Source organism: Microcoleus sp. S13_B4, assembly GCF_036700885.1.
Lineage (GTDB): Bacteria > Cyanobacteriota > Cyanobacteriia > Cyanobacteriales > Microcoleaceae > Microcoleus.
Map to the genome: position 1 here is coordinate 176,733 of NZ_JAUBPU010000001.1, position 24,599 is coordinate 201,331.

Sequence of the window (24,599 nt, forward strand, 5' to 3'; positions counted from 1 at the left end):
ATTTGATCAGAGAAACAGTTTCGACATCCATGCCCCCATGATTTGAAAGATGGTGCCAGCGCTTTGACGATGTGTTTCACACTCAAGCCCAAAGAAATGAGTTTAGACACTATCTGGAGGGATTATGGGGAGAAAGGAGAGACAAAACCTATCCCAGCTCGCGCAGAACGCTGTAAATGTTTGTTAACAAAGCTTACGCCATGTTGCAGTCAGAGCTTCTTGGTGCGAAAAAACGCTCAACCAAGGGGGAAGCTATACGCGATCGCGTGATCAAAAAGATGTATTCCCCAAAAATAGAGCGGACGATCGCTGGTGGGACAATGGAGGAATGTGATGCACCTGAAAAAGCAGGAATTAAGTTGAGAAATATAGCATATTATCCCACGAACGATGGCCGGTTATCTGGCGATCCTTCGTCAAAGTTCGCTCCACGTTGTAAAAACTTTTTAATTATTGCAAAAATTAGCGCAAGTTAGCAGACTTTATATCCCCCAAAAAAAGCGATAAATTTTAAGTAGACTGTGGCTGTTGGTTTAACAAACCTGACGCTGCCTAGGATTTTGTTGCGGCAGCTTAGCTGGTGTATAATGTATGACATATTTGCCAATTTTTAACTTTCCATCCCAAGCTCAAAATATGCTAGGCTAGAATGTTTCCCCAGCTTAAGATACACCATGACGTATGTATCAATCATTAGAAGAGTCAGCCATTTCGACTAACCCATCTACGGAACCGTCCTCTCTAATTCTCATCGTGGATGACGATGCCTTAATTCGTTTGCAACTTCGACTGTATTTACAGAAGGAAAAATACCGAGTGGCTGAAGCTAATGATGGGTTGACAGGGCTAGCAGCTTATGAGGAAGTACATCCAGACCTCATCCTGCTAGATGCAGTGATGCCCACTATGGATGGTTTTGCTTGTTGTCAAAAATTATCTGAAGTGGCTCAGAGCGATCGCCCACCTATTTTGATGATTACTAGCTTGGAAGACAAAGAATCTGTCGATCGAGCATTTGCAGCGGGAGCTGCTGACTATATCACTAAGCCGATTCACTGGGCTGTTCTGGGACAGAGAGTGCGACGATTGATTCAGCAATTCCATTTGCAACAGCAACAAACCCTACTTTACAAGCAGCTAGAGGCCGCCAATCGACAATTAAAATACCTAGCGTCAATTGACGGTTTGACTCAGATTGCCAATCGCCGTCAGTTTGACCAACAGCTAGAGGAGGAGTGGCGACGCATGACGAGGCAGCAAACTCCTTTGTCACTGATTTTGTGTGATATCGATTTGTTCAAGCCTTATAACGATACTTATGGACACCAAGCAGGGGATCTATGTTTACAGCAAGTTGCGGAAGCTCTCAATCGCAGTATTAATAGAGCTGGAGATTTAGTAGCACGTTATGGAGGTGAAGAATTTGTAGTGATTTTATCCGACACCGAGCTTGAGGGAGCAGTCCAAATCGTTAAGGAAATGCAGGCTCGTATCCAAGCTTTAGCAATAGTACATAATAGTTCTCCGAATCATTACGTTACGCTCAGCTTCGGTATTACCAGTGTGATTCCTAACCAAGAGATCCGACCAGAAAATTTAATTACTGCTGCCGATGCAGCACTTTATGAAGCTAAAGACAAAGGTCGTAATACTTTTTGTACCAAGATTCATACAGTTAATAAATTCACCCGTTAAATCATAAGGGGAAAAACTATGCCTATCGAAATTGGGAATAATTATTTATTAAAATTTTAGCTAAATATCAAGTTCTGCATGAGTAAGCCTTGATTTTAGTATTAAAGATTAAAGCCTAAATAATCGGTTTTGCGACCTTCAGGGAAACGGTCAGAGATAGAACCAGAGTGTCTCTACGACGATTTATTATCAAAATCAGTTTATATTCAGCAAGTAGCGATTCTAGAAGTTTATGGGAGGAGCTAGCTCAGTGCGTGATCAAAGATGGTTTGGTGCGATCGCCCTTCTCACTGGTGCGGGTTTTCTGGGCAACTATTTCAGTTTATCTCTTTTCTTTGGGCTTGATTTTCTCTTTGGCAGTATTGCAATACTGATTATTACTTACTATTTCGGCTGGCGCTGGGGAGGTTTTGCCAGTCTAATAGCAGGCAGCTATACTTATCTACTTTGGCATCATCCATACGCCACAATTATTTTGGTCATTGAGGCTCTGTTTGTAGGTTTTTTTTGCAAGCGTAAACGTCCGAACCTCCTTTTATTTGATGGGCTTTACTGGTTCTTAATTGGAATGCCTCTGGTTTGGCTTTTCTACGGTCAAATGATCCACCTGGAGGCTGCTCAAGTCCTCCTAGTTATGTGCAAACAAGCAGTCAACGGCATTTTTAATGCCTTAGTCGCCAGCTTTATCATTGTTTATGCACCCGTTGATAAACAGGTTGGTCGTTCCAAGAAAGTCCATGCCCTTTCATTAAAACAAACTATTTTTCATCTGTTGGTTGCTTTTGTCTTTATTCCAGGACTGCTTTTATTAGTTATTGATGGTAGATACTTGGTCGCTCAAATTCAGACGACTGTGCAAACTGAGTTACAAACAAACGGGACAAATCTCAGTAGCGGTGTATCTAGATGGCATCAGCGACATCTCTTAGCGTTGAATACATTAGCGGAAAAATCGCTCCTTGAAGCCGCCACTGCTGCGAATCAAGCGATTCAATCATCCGATCAACTGCAACAAGACATTAGCATGATCGAGCAGTGGTTTCCTGATTTCGACAACATTTATGTGACCGATTCATCTGGAACAGTTTTAGCAGCTTCTCCTCCTTTAAATCAAACACGTCGGCGGTTGATTGAACAAAGCACCGAACATAAATCTATAATTACCCTGGCTCAAGAGCGGTTGAGACCTTGGATGACTCCTATCCACAACGATTTATTAATTGACGAACCTCGTGTAGGATTGAATGTTCCCCTGCAAGTTAAAGGTCATTTCCTTGGGCTTATTCACGGTTCATTAGCATTAAGCCAGATCCAATCTCTATACATTTTTCAGCAAAACAATCAGCAACTACGCATTACATTGCTCGATCAAAACAACCAAGTTATTGCGAGTAATCAATCCCACCAAAAGCTGTTGACCAGTGTTCAAGAGTCAAAGCACGGCAGCACTCGCACCTTAGAGGGAACCTTGCAGCAGTGGGTTGCTAACAAGGGCAACTATCCGATGATCCGTTGGAAAAACTCTCTATATATACAGGAATTTACGATTACCCCTGAGCTGAACTGGAGATTACGCTTAGAAATTCCAGCAGCTCCCTATGTAGAAAATTTACAAAACCGCTACAGGATAGATCTGATTATTCTTCTCGTCATCACAATGTTGGCATTTTTGTTTGCAACGGTGGTTAGCGAACGACTGGTCAAGCCGTTATCCTTTTTAGCTCTTGCGACTACTGACTTACCCAACAAGCTTTCAGAAGAAACATTTGAATGGAAACATAGCTCTGTTACGGAAATCAACGAGCTTGCTAGCAATTTTCAATTGATGGCGATCGCACTCAATCAAAAATTTAGGGAGATTAAACACGTCAACGCTACATTAGAACAACGGGTTCAAGAACGAACGCAAAGATTATCCAAAATCAATCGATCTCTGAAAGCTGAAATTAAGAGACGTAAACAAGCCGAAGCTGAACTAAGAACAAGAGAGGCGGCAATACGAGCTTTATATGAAGTCACTGCTACCCAAAATCTCAATTTTGAGCAGCGCATCCAAGCGTTGATTGACATGGGATGTCAGACATTTCGCCTTGAATGTGGCATCTTGGCTCGTGTGCAAGATAATCGTTATGAGGTGATGGCTGTGCGATCGCCCGATCGAGTCCTGAAACCAGGTGATGTCTTTGATATTAAGCAAACTTTGTGCTGTGAAGCTTTAGACACAAATGAACCCCTAACCATCGAACATCTAGGCACGTCCAAATGGCGTTACCATCCTGCCTATCTTGCCCTTGGCATAGAAGCTTATATGGGAACACGAGTGTTAGTTGCAGGCAAAGTCTACAGTACCCTCAGCTTTTCTAGTAAATCTCCCCGTGCAGACAGGTTTAAATCTGCCCATGTGGAATTGCTGAAGCTGATGGCTCAGTGGATTGGTAGTGAAATAGAAGGGCATCAGTCAGAAGTCGCTCTGCAAGCCAGTGAAGAGCGGTGGCAACTCGCCCTACGTGGTAGTAATGATGGGGTATGGGATTGGAACGTCAACACGAATGAAGTATTCTTCTCGGCTCGCTGGAAAGAGATGTTGGGCTACCAGGAACATGAAATCCCGAATCACTTAGATGAATGGAGTAAGCGAGTTCATCCCGACGATATCGAATGGGTGATGCAAGCCATTCAAGATCACTTTCAGCGCAAAACTCCCTTTTATATTACAGAATATCAAGTGCTTTGCAAGGATGGGAGCTACAAATGGATTTTGGCTAGAGGGCAAGCACTTTCCGATGCCGCGGGCAGAGTTGTGCGTATGACTGGTTCTCACAGCGATATTACCAACCGCAAAAAGTTAGAGCAGGAAATTCAAGCCAGAGAGCAATTATTGAATGCTTTCTTTAAAGGAGCTTCCCTAGCAGGGGTGGGGCTCTGTATCCACGATCGGCAGTTTCGATTTTTACAAATCAATGAGGCATTAGCTGAAATTTATGGCCACTCTGTGGAGGCTCACTTAGGCAAGACAACCGAGGATATTTTGGGGGAATTTGCTCATGATGTGAATGTCCTGTTACAACAGGTTTTAGCCACTGGACAACCTTCAATCAACTTGGAAAGGAGCCCAGAAGTACCCAGTCAAACCGGTGCCAACCGCTACTGGCTCGCTTCTCACTTTCCCATTTTCAAGGATGCAGAGCAGCCTATAGCAGTGGGTTGCATCCTCATTGAAATTACCGATCGCAAACGAGCCGAAGCAGAACTACAACAAATGAGTGCGGCCCTAGAAAATGCCGTGGCAGGCATTTCTCGGCTGGATACTCAAGGACGCTATATCTCTGTCAATGTTACTTATGCTGCCATCACCGGATATCAGCCTGAGGAAATGCTAGGGATGGAATGGCAAAGAACTCTTCATCCTGAAGATGTTAAGAAGATGGCGGCTGCTTATCAGCAGATGTTGAGAGAAGGCAGAGTTGAAGTCGAAGCTAGAGGGATGAGAAAAAATGGCTCTAGCTTCTATAAACAAGTGGTGATGGTTTCTGCTTATGACGAGCAAAATGTCTTTGTGGGGCATCACGGCTTCATGAAGGATATTACCGATCGCAAGCAGGCAGAAGAAGCACTACAACGACAGTTGCAAAAAGCCCTACTGCTGAAGCAAATTACCCAAGAAATTCGTCAAAGCCTCAATGCTCAGCAGATATTTGAAACGGCTGCTATTCAGATTGGGCAAACTTTTGGGGTCAGTCGCTGCTTAATTAGCACATACCAGGACAATCCGCAGCCTCAATTTCCTGTCGTTGCACAGTATCTAGCAGTGGGCTCGGCCCCTAGTGGCGAGTATGACATTCTGGTGGCGAGTCCTGCTTATACAAAACAGTTGATGGCTCAAGATGAAGCTATCGCCTCCCCGGATGTCTATTGCGATTCATTGCTCACCTTTGCTAATTCAATTTTTACCAGTCTCAAATTGAGATCGACATTAGCAGTGCGAACCTCTTACCAAGGAGAACCGAATGGTGCCATTTGTCTGTACCAGTGCGATCGCTACCGTCATTGGACTGCCGATCAAATCGAGTTGCTAGAATCAGTCGCGGCTCAAGTAGGAATTGCCCTAGCTCAAGCCAAATTACTAGAGCAAGAAACTCGACAACGAGAAGAATTAACTCTGAAAAACTTTGCCCTGGAGCAAACTAAACGGGAAGCAGAAGCAGCGAGCCGAGCTAAAAGTGAGTTTCTGGCGATGATGAGCCATGAAATTCGCACTCCCATGAATGCGGTTATTGGTATGACGGGACTACTGCTCGATACAGAACTCAAGGCTCAACAGCGAGACTTTATCGAGACCATTCGCAATAGTGGGGATACCCTCCTGAGCATCATCAACGACATCCTTGACTTCTCCAAAATTGAGTCGGGCAAGCTGGAGCTAGAAATGTATCCCTTGAACTTGAGAGATTGCATAGAAGGTGCGATCGACCAACTTGCAGTTAAAGCAGATGAGAAGGGGATTGAGTTGGGCTACCTGATCCACCCTCAAACTCCTAAGTTCATTTTGGGTGATGTCACCCGTCTCCGTCAGATTCTAGTTAACTTGCTCAACAATGCGATTAAGTTTACTGAAACTGGGGAAGTTACCATTTCGGTGCAAGCCTCTGTAGTTGATTCTGACAAAACGATTTCTGAGCCAGGGAACTTGCCAGAAAGCTTGTATGAAATCCAATTTGCCATTCAAGACACAGGTATTGGCATTCCAGCCAACCGCCTCGATCGACTGTTCAAGTCTTTTAGCCAAGTAGATGCTTCGACGACTCGGCAGTATGGAGGGACTGGTTTAGGTCTGGCAATTAGTAAGCGACTTAGTGAAACGATGAACGGCATGATGTGGGTTGAGAGCTCCGGCCACGTCGGAGGAACCCCTTCACCCAAATGGCAAGCCGCTAAGCCTCATCGAGTCACAATTGGTTCCACCTTCTACTTCACGATTGTGGCATCCTCTGTTGCTGCTGAGTTAGCCGAACCGATTGAAATGCTACCAGAACTATCTGGCAAGCATTTATTAATCGTGGATGATCTGCCCACTAACCGACAAATTCTGACGTTACAAGCCCAGACTTGGGGGATGCAGATTCGCGCTGCCCAATCGGCGGTGGAAGCGCTCAACTGGCTTGAGAATGGAGAAACGTTTGATGTCGCTATTTTAGATATGCAAATGCCACACATGGACGGCCTCACACTCGCCTCAGCCATCCACCAGCATCCTAAGTGCCACCGTTTACCCCTAGTGATGCTGACTTCAATGGGCAAACCAGAAGCGAGTTCTTCAGAGCTCTCTACCCACTTTGCGGCTTGTTTAAGCAAACCCATCAAACAATCCCAACTTTATGAAGTCCTGACCCAGGTGCTACAAGCTCAACCGACAAAAGTTCAACAGCGGCCCCCTAGCTCTGTTCAGGATGATATTAAACTGGCCCAGAGACTTCCACTGCGAATTCTGTTAGCAGAGGATCATCTGGTGAATCAGAAGGTGGCACTGCTGCTGTTAGAGCGTTTGGGATACCGGGCCGATGTTGCTGCCAATGGATTAGAAGTCTTGGAAGCTCTGCATCGCCAGCCTTATGATGTAGTGCTGATGGATGTACAAATGCCAGAGATGGATGGGCTAGAAGCCACCCGTCGTATTGGTGAGGAGTGGCCGGCTCATGCTCGTCCCCGAATTATTGCCATGACAGCGAATGCCATGGAGGGCGATCGCGAGCTTTGTCTGGATGCTGGCATGAATGACTATATCAGTAAACCAATTCGAGTAGAGGCTCTCATCCAAGCGCTGAGTCAGTGTCAACCCAACCAGGAACAGCAGCAGGCCCAAAAAGATGAATCAGATAGCAACCCGCCAGAAATTGATGTACTAGCGGTTAACCTCACAGAACTGCAAGCCTTCTGTAGCAGCATCGATCAAGATTCCACCAAGATTTTGAGCTTGCTGGCGAACTGCTACTTGGAGGAAGCTCTAAAGTTGCTACAAGCTATGAAATTTGCGATCGCCCAAGCGGATACTCAAGCTCTAAAGCGAGCCGCTCATACCCTCAAAGGCAGTAGTGCAAACCTAAGCGCGGCTCCTCTGGCCCTGCTTTGTGGCAGGTTAGAAGTCATGAGTACCTCTGGTGAACTCGATCAAGCCTCAACGCTTTTGGCTCAAATCGAGGTTGAGTACGATCGTGTCAAGAATACTCTCCAACAAGAACTACAAAAGAGCGAAACTAATCTATGAAAGTCAATTAAATAGGCATCTTTTTGCATCAGGACTTAGGCAACTGTCACACGCGAGGCCGCAAGGTGGCTATGCGATCGCATACGCACGATCAAGCCTGATTCCAAATCTGTTAGCATCGGAATTATTCATATATCTCTGATCTGCATCTGCGTGAATCAGCGTCAATCCATTGTCATCTGCGGTTAATACATTCTCTTTTTTTAACCGCCGATACAGACCGACTAACACAGATTAACGCAGATTAATAATATCAATTCTGGTTGCAGCGTCCGTGATTGTTGACCCTTCGGCTTCGCTCAGGGCATCGCTGTTGGCTGGATTTTACCGAAAAATGGGGTTTAAAGCCTCGTCCTTCGCTTGACGGCTTTTTCTTGATCTTAAGGCTTCTAATAAGCTCCCTTAGAGCATCTGATTTCTATCTGCGGGGTGATTTGCAGTAAGATTCTAGCTTCTCAAACTCTTCATCAGTCAGCATAAAAAATACGCTCTTTTTTATGGCAAAGTATATCTAGATGTTCTACAATAATAGCATAAAAACATTGAAGTTTAAGCTATATCAAAGCAAGCGGAATAGACACCTCAAGCGAAGTATCAATGCTGCCGGGGTGATCTACAACCATTGCATTGCACTCCATAAACGGTACTACCGGATGTGGGGAAAGCATTTGAATTGTGCAAAACTTCAATCGCATATTGCCAAACACAGAAAGCGTAAAGCGTTCGGGCAAACGGTCGGCTCTCAAGCTGTGCAGGATATCTGCCAACGCATTGAGAAAGCCTACCAACTGTGTTTTAAGCATCACAAGAAAGGAGTTAGACCGCCCGGATTCAAGAAAGTTCGCAGATACAAATCGTTCACTCTCAAGCAAGCTGGCTACAAATTCTTAGGCGGCAATCGAATTAAGATTGGGAATCGCGTTTATCAGTATTGGAATTCCCAAGAGATAGAGGGGACGGTCAAGACGTTAACCATTAAACGCACGACATTAGGAGAGCTATTTATGGTTGTGGTCGTTGACAGCGTTGAAGAACCTGAAACCCAAGTCGAGACGAGTAGAATCGCTGGCTTTGATTTCGGCTTAAAAACGTTTCTCACCTGCTCAGATGGAACGAAAATCGAATCACCGCAATTTCTGAAACAGTCCCTCAACGCTATTAAGAAAGCAAATCGTCAGCATTCCAAAAAACGGAAAGGCTCAGCGAACCGGGAAAGAGCAAGACTCAATCTAGTTCGCAAGTACGAGGACGTAGTGAATCATCGCTCTGATTGGTTCTGGAAATTGGCTCACGAACTAACTGATAAGTTCGACGTGCTGTACTTTGAGACGTTGAATCTAAAAGGAATGCAACGACTTTGGGGACGTAAAATCTTAGACCTTGCATTCGGCGAATTTCTCCAAATTCTCGAATGGGTTGCCAAGAAAAAAAATAAGCAGGTGCTCTTCATTGATCAGTGGTATCCATCCTCGAAGACTTGCAATCATTGTGGACACGTCCTAAAAAAGTTAGAGTTGAATACGAGAGAATGGCGATGTCCGTCCTGTCAGAACGTGAACGACAGAGACGAGAATGCAGCTAAGAATAACTTGCTGGTTTTTCTTGGCATCAACCGTTAAGTTAGGCGATGTTAGACAGGCTATGCCTGCAATCGCTGTCTGAGCTTAGAATCCCCCGTGCTTCAGCCGGGGGAGTATGTCAAAAGAATGACTAATGACTAATGACTAATGACTGCTGTCGGAGCGGAATCTCGATCACAAACTCAGTACCTTTTCCCAATTCCGAATTGCATTTTAAAACGCCGCCGTGTTTATCTACCACAATTTGGTAACTAATTGACAGTCCCAATCCTGTACCTTTTCCCACCGCCTTAGTCGTGAAAAAAGGGTCAAAGATGCGTTTTCTCATAGATTCCGAAATTCCCGTACCGTTATCAGAAATCCGAATCTGCGCGCTAGGAATAGTACCATTAAGTTGACCGACAGCAGTAGAAATTTTAATTTGAGGAACTACAGATTGACCAGGGAGCAACTTGTGCGATTCCAAAGCATCGATCGCATTCCCGATGACATTCATAAACACCTGATTCAACTGTCCAGCATAACACTCAACCAGAGGCAAAATGCCGTATTCTTTCACTAGCACAATGTTGGCACTGTCAGCATTAGATTTCAGTCTGTGCTGTAAAATTAACAGCGTGCTGTCAATCCCTTCGTGAATGTCAACGGCCTTCATTTGACTTTCGTCAAGACGAGAGAAATTCCTCAAAGACAAAACTATTTGCCGGATGCGATCGGCTCCTACTTTCATTGACAATAGCAATTTTGGCAAATCTTCTAGCAGAAACTCCAAGTCAATATCTTCACTCAATTTGTCTATTTCAGGACTAGAATCGGGATATTGCTGCTGGTAAAGTTCCAGCAAACTCAGTAAGCTAGCAGTATATTCAGTAGCGTGATCGAGATTGCCGTAAATAAAATTAACCGGATTGTTAATTTCGTGAGCAATCCCGGCTACCAGTTGCCCCAAACCAGACATTTTTTCAGTTTGAATCAATTGAGCTTGAGTGTGTTGCAAATCCTTTAAACTTTGAGCGATTTGTTCTGCTTGGCGTCTGGTTTGAGCCAGCAAATCAGCTTGTTGGATAGCTACGCCTAATTGATTGGCAATCTGAGCTAAAAAGTTAACTTCTGAACCTTCCCAACTGCGGGGTCCAGAATGTTGATATGCTGTGAGCAAACCCCAAAGTTCTTGTCCTACAAAAATCGGCGCGATCGCATAAGCCTTCACTTGAAATTGGTCTAAAATACCGAGAACACACTCCGAGTGGCAAGCTTGATATATATCGTCAACGGCTAGAGTTTCATTATGGACATACCTCCCACCTCGGTTTTCCTGCAAATAAGTATCTTGCCAAATCGTACTGATACCTTCCCCTACCAATTTTATCCAGCCATCTTTCACAAACTCTGCCACATATTGGCCACCCCAATCAGGAGTAAAGCGATAAACAGCAATTCTATCGACTTGCATAAACTGACAAACTTCTTGGGTTGCAGTCTTAAAAATTGCGTTGATATCGAGAGATTCTCGAATCTTTGCCACCACTTCAAACAGTATCCGCTGTTGCTCGGCGGCCAACTTCAAATCGATCGTTTGCTGCCGCGTTTTAGCGAGCAAATCTGCTTGTTCTAATGCTACACTCAACTGAGCTCCGACTTGCGTAGCAAACTGGATTTCCGAAGTTTTCCAATTGCGCGAACTGTCGCACTGGTGCACGCACAGCAAGCCCCAAAGCTCGCTGCCATTCATCAGCGGCATAATCACCTGAGATCTAATGTGAAATTGAGCTAAAATAGCAGAGTGGCAGTCTGATAGTCCCGCACTTTCGATATCGGGCAACACTTGAATGCGTCCCTGGCTGTATTTATTTGCATAGTCTTCGCCAAAACACTGATCGCGAATTTTCACATCCATTGCCGAACAAAAACCGGGCAAAACATCTTCAGTAATAAATTTGCCTTCATTAAACTTTGAACTCGGATCGAAGCGATAAATACCAACTCTATCTGCCTTTAAAATCCGCCGCAATTCTGTAGTTGTCGTGCGAAAAATTGTATCTAAATCGAGAGATTGTCGAATTTTAGCAACTACCTCAAACAGTATCCGCTCCTGCTCGGCTGCCCGCTCCAACTCAACTGCTTGCTGCTGAGTTTGAGCGAGCAGATCTGCTTGTTCTAAGGCGATGCTGAGCTGAGCGGAAATTTGGGTAGCAAACTTAATTTCGGAAGATTTCCAGTGGCGGGGAGCCGAACACTGGTGTACGCACAGCAACCCCCAAAGGTCTTTGCCTTTCATCACTGGTGCAACTAAACTAGCTTTGACCTGAAATTGCTCTAATAGTTGCTCATAGCAATCTTGCAGTCCGGCCTGTCTAATGTCGGACATTGTGTGAACTCGTCCCTGAGAGTAGAGATTGGCGTAGTTTTCTCCGAAGCAGCGATCGTGCACTTTGACTGCCATTGCTGACACAAAATCTGGCAAAACATCTTCGGAAACGAATTCGCCGTCGTTAAATTGTGATGCGGAATCGAAGCGGTAAACCGCAACTCTATCGGCATTTAAAGCCCGCCGCACTTCCTGGGACATCGTGCTAAAAATCTTGTTCAAGTCGAGGGATTTCCGCATTTTTGCGACCACTTCAAACAGCACTCGCTGCTGTTGGGTCAACTGCTGTAGTTGAGCGGTGCGCTTTTGAACTTGATTTTCTAAATTTGTGTTAAGTTCTTCTATTTGTTGATCGAGTTGGTAGTGGTTAATAGCATTAGAAAAGTGGGTGCCAAAAATTTGCAGCAATTCAATTTCTTCTGTTTTCCATTCGCGAATTTGGGCAGTTTTTGACTCTTTCCACGCTTCAAAAGATATCCGAGATTGGGCGAGCCGCTCGTCGCTATCAAACTGTCTCGCCCAGAGAGTTTCTGTGTCAAATTCTTCTCGAAAAATGGTCAAGTAACCGAAAATTTTCTGGCGGGTTCTGAGCGGTACGATTAAAATGCTGCGAATTTTGGTCGATCGAAATGCAGGTTGCAGGCTTCTCAAACTGCTAATTTGGTACAAGTCGGGAATTGCCCAAACCTGTTGCTCGCCGGACTTAAAATATTCGTGCCAGACGCTGTATTGCTCAACCTGCGGGTACTTTGCGGAAATTCCCATCTTCGGCCCTGAGCCGCAAGTGTAGACTGTGAGTTCGCCAGTGGACTTATCCGAATAGGGAACGAGATTCGTAACCTTGCTGCTGTCGGAAATGAATGGCGTGGCGAAAATGCACAGCCTCCCGCCTGCTGCCTCTAGTGCTGCTACAGATTCTGCCAAAGCTGTTTGGAGTTCAATCGCCGGCTGGGAGTTAAGGGCTGTGGCGACGCGATTGACGGCAGCTTCCCGTTGAGCTTTCGCCCTCGCTTGGGCGAGGAGGGTTGATTGGGCTATGGCGACGCCGAGCTGATCTGCCACCATCTGAACACCTTGCAGTTCGTTTTCTGCCACACTCCGGGGCTCGGAGTGGTGAGATACCAACAAGCCCCAGAATTCTTCGCCGTGAAAAATTGGTACTATCAAGCAAGCCTTGACGCCGAGTGCAGTCAAGTATTCAGCGTGGCAGGGGTCGAGCGGGCGAAAGCGCATTTCCTCGGGCAGCAGTTGGCCGGAAACCGCGTCGCGGCGCGGACTTTGACCTAGCTGCCCGGAATCTATATCGACGATCGATCGCACCTGTACTTGCGCGAACAGTTCGCGGGCGTGAGGGGGAATATCCTCTGCTGGAAAATGCAGTCCCAATAGGGATGGCAAGCGGTTGTCGTTAATGGATTCGGCAATCACTTCACCGCTACCGTCGCTATGAAATTTGTAGATTTTTACTCTGTCTGTTCCCAAGAAGGATTGAACTTCCGCTGCTGTTGCGCTCAAAATTTCGGGTAGTTCTAGAGAGCGGCGAATGCGGTTGGCGATGCGTTCGAGCAAATTTGCTCGATCGAACCTCACCTTGACATTTTCGATATTTAATGAGTCCATTATTAATCTTTTGCTTTCCTAGCAATAACCATAAGTTGCCCAAAAGTTTTGTGCCTGTTAAAAAAATCGGCAAGCACAGCCATTTAATAAAATATAAATATCCTGAGGGCGATCGTCGATTATTTTTGCACCGCTAGCGATGTGCCTTAAAATTGCAACTTTCCATTGCAACTTTCCATTGTGTGGGATTAAAACTCTTGTACTTTAAATATAAACTTTGTAGAGCCTGCCTTGCAAGCTTTATACCCGAACCGATTAAAATTGTCAAGTTTCAAGGCTTGCAGAGTCATTCACCGCCACCGATTAATGTCGCGGCGAAATATCTCAGTCATGGATGCCAAAGCTCGCTCAGGAACCAGCTTACTGAAAGAAACAGTATTGTAATTCAAAATGTTGACTCAGAAACCGGGTTTCTACGTCTAGGATTGTATCTGCTGCTGGCCGGCGAGCGAGAACGGTCGATCGACAATCCGCAGCTTTTTCCGATATTATCAGATCAAAAAAAAGCTCCTGCCGTTAAGCAGGAGCCTTTTTCAACTAGACAGTCAAATCAGAAATAAATTCGATCGATTAGTCTAAGTCTGGCATAGAAAGTACCGCTTCATTTTCGCGATCGATACCCTTCTCAAAGCCAGCGACAGCCGCGCGAGCGCGACCAGCGTGCCACAAGTGGCCGACCAAGAAGAAGAAACCCATCACAAAGTGGAAACAAGACAGCCAAGAACGAGGAGAAGTGAAGTTAAACGAGTTAACTTCAGTCGCCACACCGCCCACAGAGTTCAAAGAACCCAAAGGAGCGTGAGTCATGTACTCAGCGGCGCGGCGAGCTTGCCAAGGCTGAATGTCATTCTTGATTTTGTTCAAGTCCAAACCATTAGTACCGCGCAAGGGTTCCAACCAAGGGCCTTGGAAATCCCAGAAACGCATCGTTTCACCGCCGAAAATGATTTCGCCAGTAGGAGAGCGCATCAGGTATTTACCCAGACCGGTGGGGCCTTGTGCAGAACCGACGTTAGCACCCAAGCGTTGGTCGCGGATCAGGAAGGTCAAAGCTTGCGCTTGAGAAGCTTCCGGGCCCGTCGGGCCGTAGAATTCGCTGGGGTAAGCAGTGTTGTTGAACCAGACAAAGCAGCAAGCGATGAAGCCCATCAGGGACAAAGCGCCCAAGCTGTAAGACAGGTAAGCTTCGCCAGACCAAATTAAGGCGCGGCGAGCCCAGCCGAAAGGCTTGGTCAAAATGTGCCAAACACCGCCAGCGATACAAATCAGGCCAAGCCAGATGTGACCGCCGATGATGTCTTCCATGTTGTTGACGCTGCAAATCCAGCCTTCGCCACCAAAAGGAGAGCGAGTCAAGTAGCCAAAAATCACAGCCGGGTTGAGAGTGGGGTTCGTGATAATACGCACGTCGCCGCCGCCCGGAGCCCAAGTGTCGTAGACACCGCCGAAGAACATGGCTTTAGCTACCAGCAGCAAAGCGCCACATCCCAACAGAATCAGGTGGTAGCCGATGATGTTGGTCATCTGGTTCTTATCTTTCCAGTCGTAGCCGAAGAACGAAGAGTATTCTTCGAGAACTTCCGGACCGCGAACGGCGTGATAAATGCCGCCCAAACCGAGAACAGCAGATGAAATCAAGTGAAGAACGCCGACTACGAAGAACGGGAAGATATCCGTAACTTCACCGCCGGGGCCGACGCCCCAACCCAAAGTAGCGATGTGGGGCATCAAGATTAAGCCCTGTTCGTACATGGGCTTTTCTGGGATAAAGTGAGCGACTTCAAACAAAGTCATTGCACCGGCCCAGAACACGATCAAACCAGAGTGAGCGACGTGGGCGCCCAGCAGTTTGCCGGAGAGATTGATTAAACGAGCGTTGCCAGACCACCAAGCGAACCCGGAGGATTCTTGGTCGCGACCGCTTGCGTAGGAATTAGAGAGCGTTACCACCCGGTAGAACCTCCAACGATTTTAGATTTTGGATTTTGGGTTTTTTTGTTCCCTAGTAGGGCACGGGAGAACCGCGCCTGCGCCGGGGAGTAGGGATTTGGATTTCAGATTAGTTTAAAAAAATTAAATTAATCTGAAATCCAAATCCTGCATTTTTTTAAAGTGCGTTACCGCGAGGCAGAACTTCTTCAGGGAAGATGTAATTTTCGTGAGGTTGGTCGGTAGGAGCCATCCAAGCACGAATGCCTTCGTTAAGCAGAATGTTCTTAGTGTAGAACGTTTCAAACTCAGGATCTTCAGCAGCGCGCAATTCTTGTGATACGAAGTCATAGGCGCGCAGGTTTAATGCTAAACCGACGATGCCAATGGAGCTCATCCACAAGCCTGTGACAGGTACGAACAACATGAAGAAGTGCAACCAGCGCTTGTTGGAGAAGGCAATTCCGAAGATTTGCGACCAAAAACGGTTGGCTGTCACCATCGAGTAGGTTTCTTCTGACTGAGTTGGGTTGAAGGCGCGGAAGGTGTTTGAGCCTTCGCCGTCTTCAAACAAGGTGTTTTCTACGGTTGCACCGTGGATGGCGCACAACAGCGCACCGCCCAAGATGCCTGCAACGCCCATCATGTGGAACGGGTTGAGCGTCCAGTTGTGGAAGCCTTGCAGGAATAACAAAAAGCGGAAAATTGCTGCGACGCCGAAACTGGGGGCGAAGAACCAGCCTGATTGACCCAAGGGGTAAAGCAGGAACACCGACACAAACACGGCGATGGGGCCGGTGAATGCTAGGGCGTTGTAAGGACGGATGCCGACTAAACGGGCGATTTCAATCTGACGCAGGCAAAAGCCGATCAGTGCGAATGCACCGTGGAGGGCTACGAATGTCCACAGCCCACCGAGTTGGAACCAGCGGGTGAAGTCCCACTGTGCTTCGGGGCCCCACAGGAACAGCAGGGAGTGTCCGAGGCTGTTGGCTGGGGTGGAGACTGCTACGGTGAGGAAGTTGGCTCCTTCGAGGTAGGAGCTTGCCAAACCGTGGGTGTACCAGGATGTGACGAAGGTGGTGCCTGTTAACCAGCCACCGATGGCTAGGTAGGCGCAGGGGAATAGCAGGATGCCAGACCAGCCTACGAAGACGAAGCGATCGCGTTTGAGCCAGTCGTCGAGGACATCAAATATGCCTCTTTCGGTCTGGGCGCGTCCGACTGCGATTGTCATTGCGGTAAAATCCTTTTGCTTGTTAAAAGACCAAGGTTTCTAATTAAAGTTAACATAACTATATATTAGAAGTTCATAATTTTTCAACATAATTAGCAGGAGTTGATACACAATGCCGATCGGTCGATCGCGATCTCGTCAGCGAAGCGTGACGCTCGGTGGGCTAATTGAATTAAGATTTGGCTTTAAGGCTGTTTAATTTTATGACTGCAAAAACAATGACCTCGATCGATCCTGTCCTGCGCTACCCGGTTTTGGGCTCCCGCCGCTTCAGCAATTACTGGTGGGCGACGGTGGTCAGCATTGGAGGGACTGGTTTCCTGCTGTCGGGCATTTCCAGCTACTTGCACGTTAACCTGCTGCCTTTTGCTGACCCGACTCTGCTTGTTTTCATCCCCCAAGGCATTGCGATGGGTTTCTACGGTGTCTGTGGCGTGCTGTTGGCGTTCTACCTGTGGCTGACTATTCTCTGGGATGTCGGTGGCGGTTACAACGAGTTCGATCGGCAAACTGGTAACATTCGGATCTTTCGCTGGGGTTTTCCCGGCAAAAACCGCAAAGTTGATTTTAATTGCAAGACATCGGAGGTGCAATCTGTGCGGGTGGACATTAAAGAAGGTCTCAATCCCCGCCGCAGTATTTATCTTAAGCTCAAAGACCGCCGTCAGTTTCCCCTGACGAGAGTCGGACAGCCGATTGCTTTGTCTGAAGTGGAAAATCAAGCGGCCGAATTGGCTCGATTTTTGCAAGTTCCTCTAGAAGGACTTTAGAGATTTTAGATTTTAGATTGGTAATGTCTCGTAGTAATGCCTCGTAGGGTGCTCTTCGGCGCACCTTACCTACCTGATAAGTGAAAAAGATTGATCGGCGAGTAGATCCGTTACCAATTTTTGAATCTATCAATTAAAATCTCTAGTTGCCAAGTCCGTAATAGACTCAAAGTAAAAATACAAATGCAAATGCAAATCAAAATTCAGCGGTGGTTTTTCTCACTTTTAATAATAGGCGCGCTGTTTGTCGGGGGATGCGGTAGTTCCCCTGCTGCAAACTCGACTCCCACACCGAATCCGGCGTCGGGTGAAAGTATTTCTTTGTCTCCGTCTCCCTCTCCTGCGGTTGTGGCGGCGGGTTCGCAATTTAGCAATTTGCCACGCTTGCAAGGAAAAGCAACGGTGGTGATGACGGTTAAAGGTGCTCCAATTACGATCGAACTCGACGGCACAAATGCGCCAATTACTGCTGGCAATTTTGTCGATTTGGTTCAGAAAGGTGTCTACGACGGATTGGTTTTTCACCGAGTCGTGCGGGAACCTCAGCCTTTTGTAGTTCAGGGCGGCGACCCCCAGGGTAAAGACCCTAAATTCCCTACAGCGAGACTGGGAACTGGGGGTTTTATTGACCCGAAAACTTCTACCGAGCGCAGGATTCCTCTGGAAATTAAAGCTAAAGGTGCTGCAAATCCGACTTACAGCCAAACGCTAGAAGAAGCTGGGGTTAAGGAGAAACCCGTGTTGATGCACAGTCGCGGGGCTGTTGCTATGGCTCGCTCGCAGAGTCCTGATTCGGCTTCTTCTCAGTTTTACTTTACTTTGACCGATGTGCCGTTTTTGGACGGGAGTTATGCGGTTTTTGGGTACGTGAAGCAAGGGATGGATGTTGTTGATAAGATTGAAGCGGGTGATCGCATTGATAAGGTTACTGTTACTCAGGGCTTGGAAAATTTTAAGGCTGGTAGCTGAAGGTAGTTAACCAATTTTGGATTTTGGATTTTAGATTTGGGATTTTAGACTTTAGATTATCCCCAGGAGAGCGATCCGATGGCTTGTAAATTCGGGATTTGAGATAAGGGAATTGGATTTTAGATTTTAGGTTATCCCTTTTTAATCCAAAATCTAAAATCGTCTGGCCTGATTCTTCTTTTAATCCCAAATCTAAAATCTAAAATCGGCTTAGCTATGGATGTTGTTGTTACGGGAATTGGTCTTGTTTCGGGTTTAGGGACTCTGGAAACAGGCTGGAAAAGACTGCTGTCTGGAGAATCTGGAATCGATCTGCATCAACCTTTTTTAGAACTAGAACGGCGACCTTTGGCTTTAATTAGCACTAAACCTGCCGATTTAATAACTTTAATTCGGCAGGTCTTAACAGATGCTTTGCAAGATGCTAATTTGACTTTGCCTTTGCCGGATTGCGGGATTGCGATCGGTTCTAGCCGCGGTTTCCAGGGAAATTTGGAACAATTGGCGAGGGAAGGAAGAAGGAAGAAGGAAGAAGGAAGAAGGAAGAGGGAAGAGAGAAGGGAATTACCGATTCCAGATTGTCAATTACCGATTCCCAATTCTCAATTTGTGAATTTTTTGCCTCACATGGGGGCGATCGCAGCGGCGAGGGCAATTGGTTCGACGGGGCCGGTATTGGCACCGATGGCTGCTTGTGCGACGGGTATTTGGTCGATCGCCCGTGCTGTTGATTTAATCCGCACTGGTGAGTGTCAGCGGGCGATCGCAGGTGCTGTGGAAGCGCCTATAACACCGCTGACTCTGGCTGGATTTAGCCGGATGGGTGCTTTGGCAAACACTGGGTGCTATCCGTTTGATGAAAATCGAGAAGGCTTTGTGCTCGGTGAAGGCGGGGCTTTATTTGTATTAGAATCTGCCGAGTTGGCAAGGCGTCGTGGCGCTAAAATCTACGGTAGAGTTTCCGGTTTTGGCTTGACAAATGATGCTTGCTATGCTACCTCGCCGGATCTGGGGGGAAAAAGTGCGATCGCGGCGGTAAATCAATGTTTGAAACGGAGCAATTTAGCAGCGGTTGATATAGATTTTATTCATGCTCACGGTACTGCAACTGAGTTAAATGACCGACACGAAGCACTGTTAATTGAGAAGTTATTTGACCGAGAAGTTGCTGTTAGTTCGACTAAGGGGGCTACGGGTCATACTTTGGGAGCTTCGGGAGCTTTGGGTGTGGCTTTTTGTTTGATGAGTATTAAATATCAGATGTTGCCACCTTGCGTTGGAATGAAAAAACCGGGGTTTGAATTAGATTTTGTTCGCTGTGCGCGATCGGCTATTGTGAGAAACGCGGTTTGTTTGAGTTTTGGCTTTGGCGGGCAGAATGCTGCGATCGTTTTATCGGGCGAGTGTTAATTTTTGCAAACTCGGTCGATCGGCTTTTAAATTACACGATATTTCTACAGTTAAAATCTTCTGAGGTGGCCGGAGAACCCGCCCGCAGAGCCAATTTAAATCTCACAAATAGTACAATATTTATGTATTTTAGTCAATTAACTGAGAATTTTGGTGAGATTGCTGGTGGTGCTGTCCTAGTCTGGCTCTGCATCCCGACGCTTATTCTTGCGTCAAAGCCTAGGAGGCTAGAAAAGAGAGGCAGGTTAAAGCAGTATTGTATTTGATTAACGCACCGCTCCCGATCATCGGCACAAATAGAAGAAATAAACTGTTTAAATTAAGCCCCAGGTATTTTCACATGGATCTGGCATCTCATCGATTTATGTCTTATTTTGAACCAGAGCAAGCTGCTCACCTTTGCCAAATAGCTGTAGTGGAGTGTTTTGCGGAGGAAACGTTGGTTTTTGAAGAAGGAGAAACAGCGGATTTTTTATATCTAGTTTTAGAAGGTAAAGTCGAGTTTAGCAAGCGGCTTGAAAACAATAAATATCAAACTGTTGCTGTGGCTAAGCCAGACGATTATTTTGGCGAACTCGGAGTGTTAGACGGAGAACCTCGCAGTGCTAGAGCTGTGGCCGTTGCAGGCTCGACTTTGGCAAAAATAGGCCGTGAAGAACTAATAACAACTCTCCAGTTTGCTAAAGGCAGTTCGGTACTGCAAATGTTTAGTTTCATTACTAAAAATTTACGGGACACCACGGATCAATATGTGAGCCAGTTAGTACACAAACAAAAAATGGTATTAGTAGGAGAAATGGTGAGCACAATTATTCATGATTTTAAAAATCCTTTTACCGGAATTAAACTCTCCACAGAAATGCTCAAAGAAATGCACGAAGATGAGGAAACTCAGGAGTGGTGCGAACTTATTCAATTGCAGGTTCAGCGAATGTTGGGGATGGCTGAAGAAGTATTAGAGTTTTCGCGCGGTAATTATGTATTACATAAAAAACCCATTAATCTAATTCAGACGTTGCAGCAGTTTGAAAAGTTGAACAGAGTTTATTGTGAAGCAGCAAAAGTAAATTTAGCAGTACGGGTGACAGAAGTAATAGTGGAAGCGGATGAAAATAAGATTTTGCGCGTTTTACAAAATTTAGTTGGGAATGCTGTTGAGGCTTTTGGCGGCAGAGGGGGTCGGGTGGAGATTGCGGTGACACAAAGTGAGGAGTGGGCAGAAATTAGCATTTACGATAACGGCCCCGGCATTCCGCCGACAATTAAGGAAAAGTTATTTGAACCGTTTGTGACTTATGGCAAGCGGACTGGTACTGGCTTGGGAACGGCGATTGTTAAGTCGATCGTTGAGGCTCACAAAGGGAAAATTACTTATGAGTCAGAGGACGGAAAAGGCACAACTTTTTATATCCGCTTGCCGAAAATCATCGCTTGATTAGGTCGATTTTAAGTAGGTAAGGAGAGATTTACTTAGAACTTTATCACTCAGCATCAGAGATTTGGTTGATAAGTAGATATCTTGTTATAAAACAATATTTTTCTACTAAACCTAGTTTAAGAGCGTAAGTCCTAATACGGTGTAGCGACTTGCAGAATCCAGTATAATTGAATTAACGAACTGCTAAAAATTTGATGCCAGTTACTATTCAAACCTTACCCACAGAAGTTATCAATTTAATTGCCGCCGGCGAGGTGATTGACTCGATCGCCGCAGCGGTACGAGAATTAGTTGAAAATTCTCTGGATGCTGGCGCAACTCGCATTGTTGTTTCTGTCTGGCCCGAACAGTGGCGGGTGCAAGTTGCAGATAATGGTACGGGAATGGATCTGGAAAATTTGCAGCAGGCGGCTTCGCCCCACAGTACGAGCAAAATTACCACTGAAGCTGACCTTTACAAAATTGCTACTTTGGGATTTCGTGGGGAAGCTTTGCACAGTTTGGCTCAGTTGGGCTGTTTGGAGGTTTTGAGCCGATCGAATGATTGGGGATTGGGGAATTTTTCGGAAAATCGAGATTCGGCACCAAACCCCGCCAAATCATCGTTTAACAAGGCGGGAGTTGAAAATGCTCGATCGGGCTGGCGGGTGGTTTACAACAACGCGGGTGTTGCTGTGGAGGTAGAAACAGCGGCGATCGCTCCTGGTACGGTGGTGACTGTTGATAATTTGTTTGGCAATTGGCCGGTGCGCCGCAGTTTTTTGTCACCGACGCAGCAAATGCGATCGATCCAATTAACCCTTCAGCAAATTGCTATTTGTCACCCGCACGTTAATTGGCAGTTGCGTCAAGGAAATACGCCTTGTTTGCACGTAACTCCTGGTAGCACAGCGGAACAACTTTTACCTCAATTCGTGCGCGGTGTGCGATCGAGCGATTTGCAGTATTTAAAGTTAGATTTGCCTGCGAGTCCTCAAACTCAGAAAGCAGCAAATTTATTGGTAGAAACTCAACTTGTTGGCGCTACAGTTAAGCCTAATTACCAATTACCAGTTGCCAATTACCAATTACCAGTTGCCAATTCCCAGTTTTTAGAATTAGTAATTGGTTTGCCCGATCGCTGTCACCGCAGGCGGCCGGATTGGGTGAAGGTGGGGGTAAATCGGCGAGTTGTGCGATCGCCCGAATTAGAGCAAACTATTCTCAGCGCCTTTGCCCGCACTTGTCCGCGCGATCGCTATCCCGTGTGTTTTGTTCACCTGCAAATCTCCCCCTCGGAAATCGACTGGAACCGCCACCCGGCTAAAGCAGAAATTTATCTGCACGATCCGAGTTTTTGGCAATCACAAGTTAGCGCGGCAATTACTCGTGCTTTGCACCTGAATGATGAAGTTTTGCCTGCTGTCCCCATTCCCGAGCGAGTGGGAAAATTGCTGAAGGCATCGGAACAAAAAAGTGCTTACAGTGTGGGGATTTCGGCTAGGCAGAATGAGGACGGCGGCGAAGACGCAAAAGGTAATAAAATAGGATTGATGGAATTGAGGGCGATCGCTCAAGTTCACAATACTTACATTGTTGCCGAACATTCCAGCGGAATGTGGTTGGTGGAACAGCACATCGCTCACGAGCGCGTTTTGTACGAGCACTTGTGCGCGGCTTGGCAGCTAAAATGTCTAGAAAAACCCGTGATTCTTAGTCAATTATCGGCGCTACAAATTGAGAATTTATCTCGCTTAGGCTTGGAAGTAGAAACATTTGGGGAACACCTATGGGCCGCCCGCGAAGTTCCTGAATTGTTAGCCGATCGAGATGACTGTGCGGATGCGCTTTTTGAACTCAGTAAAGTAGCCGATTTACAAGCGGCTCAAGTTGCGACTGCTTGCCGTAGTGCTATGCGAAACGGTACTCCTTTGAGTCTTTCCCAAATGCAGAATTTGTTAGATGAATGGCAGCAAACTCGCAATCCGCGCACTTGTCCTCACGGCCGGCCTATCTATTTTGCTTTGGAAGAATCGACTTTGGCTCGGATTTTTCGCCGCAGTTGGGTGATTGGCAAAAGTCACGGGATTTGAAGGTTAGAAGTTAAGCTGTAAGGTGCGCGTTACATACAAGACTGTTTTTTTTGAACCGCAGAGGGCGCAGAGAACGCAGAGAGGAAGAGAAGAGAGATGTTTTTAATATTTTTTTGGGCAACGGGATATTCGTATAAAATGTCAATTAAAATCAAATAAATCATAAATATGGATTTTCCGATCGCCCGACAACTCTTTTATCGAGAAATAAATCAGCCGGATGGCTCGATCGACCTGGCGAAAGCGGCTCTTTACATGGCTTTGGAAGAATACCCAAATTTAGAGCCAGAGGAATATCTCAACGCTCTCGACACGATCGCAGATGAAGTGCGCGATCGCCTGCCGGCACAGAATTATCCGCTGCGGATTATTCAAACTATTAACGCCTATTTATATGGGGAGTTGCAGTTTTCGGGCAATGATACTGATTATTACGACCCCGGCAATAGCTTTTTGAATGAAGTGCTCGATCGGCGTACTGGCATTCCGATATCTTTATCTCTGGTTTATTTGGAGGTTGCTAAGCGCATTGATTTTCCGATGGTGGGTATTGGGATGCCGGGACATTTTTTAATTAGACCGGATTTTGAAGAGGCTGGCATTTTTGTTGATGCGTTTAACGGCGGCGAGATATTATTTCCTGAAGATTGTCAAGCCCGACTTTCTCAAATTTACGGTCAACCTATGGAGTTGCAGCCGAGTTTTCTCGCTCCGGTAAGTCGCCGACATTTTTTGGGGCGAATGCTGGGAAATCTGAAGGCGATTTACTTGCAACAGCGAGATGCTTTGAGGGTACTCGGAGCGATCGAACGGATTTTGCTGCTGTTTCCCGATGCGCTGGGGGAACGGCGCGATCGCGGAATTCTCTATTATCAACTGGGACGCTTGGTCGAAGCGCGCCACGATTTGGAACTATACCTGAGAAATGCTCCGAATGCTCCTGATGCTGCTAGAATTCGCCAATTGGTCGATCGGCTCGATCGGGATCTTTGAACTTAAATTCGCTATAGCAATCCTTGCAGGAGTCGTAAATTTTTTACCCCACTCCAACCCTCCCCGCGGGTTCGGGGAGGGAGTAAGAAATTCACAAATGATTTAGTCTTGCTATATATGTCCCACAGCACACTATAAGACATATTCAAGTGACACTCAATAAACTGCTGCCCGACGACCAAATTTCGCTTTTATCATTTTTGCAAAGGTATGTAAAATTCTCAAAAGGGTAAGCATAACATATTAATTGTCAATT

Annotated in this window: 13 protein-coding genes; 10 read left to right on the plus strand and 3 right to left on the minus strand. The window is 46.2% G+C overall.

Annotation, left to right across the window (positions count from 1 at the left end; translation table 11 throughout):
* Positions 1–176: 176 nt before the first annotated feature.
* From QT994_RS00755 to QT994_RS00770, 4 genes are all read left to right on the plus strand, one after another.
* Positions 177–476, plus strand: coding sequence for a hypothetical protein (locus QT994_RS00755; protein WP_333170903.1), 300 nt, complete (start codon positions 177–179; stop codon positions 474–476).
* A 205-nt stretch (positions 477–681) separates the two neighbouring features.
* Complete coding sequence (locus QT994_RS00760) at positions 682–1,695, plus strand: PleD family two-component system response regulator (protein ID WP_333170906.1); 1,014 nt, start codon at positions 682–684, stop codon at positions 1,693–1,695.
* A gap of 232 nt (positions 1,696–1,927) precedes the next feature.
* Positions 1,928–7,957 (plus strand): PAS domain S-box protein, encoded by a 6,030-nt coding sequence (locus QT994_RS00765; RefSeq protein WP_445243852.1) that lies wholly within the window; start codon positions 1,928–1,930, stop codon positions 7,955–7,957.
* A 515-nt stretch (positions 7,958–8,472) separates the two neighbouring features.
* Positions 8,473–9,576, plus strand: coding sequence for an RNA-guided endonuclease TnpB family protein (locus tag QT994_RS00770; protein ID WP_333170912.1), 1,104 nt, complete (start codon positions 8,473–8,475; stop codon positions 9,574–9,576).
* Between the two features lie 91 nt (positions 9,577–9,667).
* Here QT994_RS00770 and QT994_RS00775 read toward each other — a convergent pair whose 3' ends face one another.
* The 3 genes from QT994_RS00775 to psbD all read right to left on the minus strand — a co-directional run bounded on the left by QT994_RS00775 (position 9,668) and on the right by psbD (position 16,691).
* Positions 9,668–13,525 carry a GAF domain-containing protein gene (locus QT994_RS00775; RefSeq protein WP_333170915.1) on the minus strand — a complete coding sequence of 1,286 codons (3,858 nt, stop codon included), beginning with the start codon at positions 13,523–13,525 and terminating at the stop codon, positions 9,668–9,670.
* 570 nt (positions 13,526–14,095) lie between these two features.
* Positions 14,096–15,475, minus strand: coding sequence for a photosystem II reaction center protein CP43 (gene psbC, locus QT994_RS00780; protein ID WP_333170917.1), 1,380 nt, complete (start codon positions 15,473–15,475; stop codon positions 14,096–14,098).
* Positions 15,476–15,632: 157 nt separating this feature from the next.
* Positions 15,633–16,691, minus strand: coding sequence for a photosystem II D2 protein (photosystem q(a) protein) (gene psbD, locus QT994_RS00785; protein ID WP_006635450.1), 1,059 nt, complete (start codon positions 16,689–16,691; stop codon positions 15,633–15,635).
* Between the two features lie 203 nt (positions 16,692–16,894).
* Here psbD and QT994_RS00790 point away from each other — a divergent pair, with 203 nt between their 5' ends.
* The 6 genes from QT994_RS00790 to QT994_RS00815 all read left to right on the plus strand — a co-directional run bounded on the left by QT994_RS00790 (position 16,895) and on the right by QT994_RS00815 (position 24,343).
* Positions 16,895–17,461, plus strand: coding sequence for a photosystem I assembly protein Ycf4 (locus QT994_RS00790; RefSeq protein WP_333170919.1), 567 nt, complete (start codon positions 16,895–16,897; stop codon positions 17,459–17,461).
* Positions 17,462–17,644: 183 nt separating this feature from the next.
* On the plus strand, positions 17,645–18,430 hold the full coding sequence (locus QT994_RS00795; protein ID WP_333048185.1) for a peptidylprolyl isomerase: 786 nt from the start codon (positions 17,645–17,647) through the stop codon (positions 18,428–18,430).
* 216 nt (positions 18,431–18,646) lie between these two features.
* The gene (locus QT994_RS00800; RefSeq protein ID WP_333170921.1) at positions 18,647–19,840 is read left to right on the plus strand and encodes a beta-ketoacyl-ACP synthase; all 1,194 of its coding nucleotides are present in this window, start codon (positions 18,647–18,649) and stop codon (positions 19,838–19,840) included.
* 340 nt (positions 19,841–20,180) lie between these two features.
* The gene (locus QT994_RS00805; protein ID WP_333170925.1) at positions 20,181–21,275 is read left to right on the plus strand and encodes an ATP-binding protein; all 1,095 of its coding nucleotides are present in this window, start codon (positions 20,181–20,183) and stop codon (positions 21,273–21,275) included.
* Between the two features lie 197 nt (positions 21,276–21,472).
* Complete coding sequence (gene mutL, locus QT994_RS00810; RefSeq protein ID WP_333170929.1) at positions 21,473–23,350, plus strand: DNA mismatch repair endonuclease MutL; 1,878 nt, start codon at positions 21,473–21,475, stop codon at positions 23,348–23,350.
* A gap of 168 nt (positions 23,351–23,518) precedes the next feature.
* Positions 23,519–24,343 carry a transglutaminase family protein gene (locus QT994_RS00815; RefSeq protein ID WP_333170932.1) on the plus strand — a complete coding sequence of 275 codons (825 nt, stop codon included), beginning with the start codon at positions 23,519–23,521 and terminating at the stop codon, positions 24,341–24,343.
* Positions 24,344–24,599 lie beyond the last annotated feature (256 nt).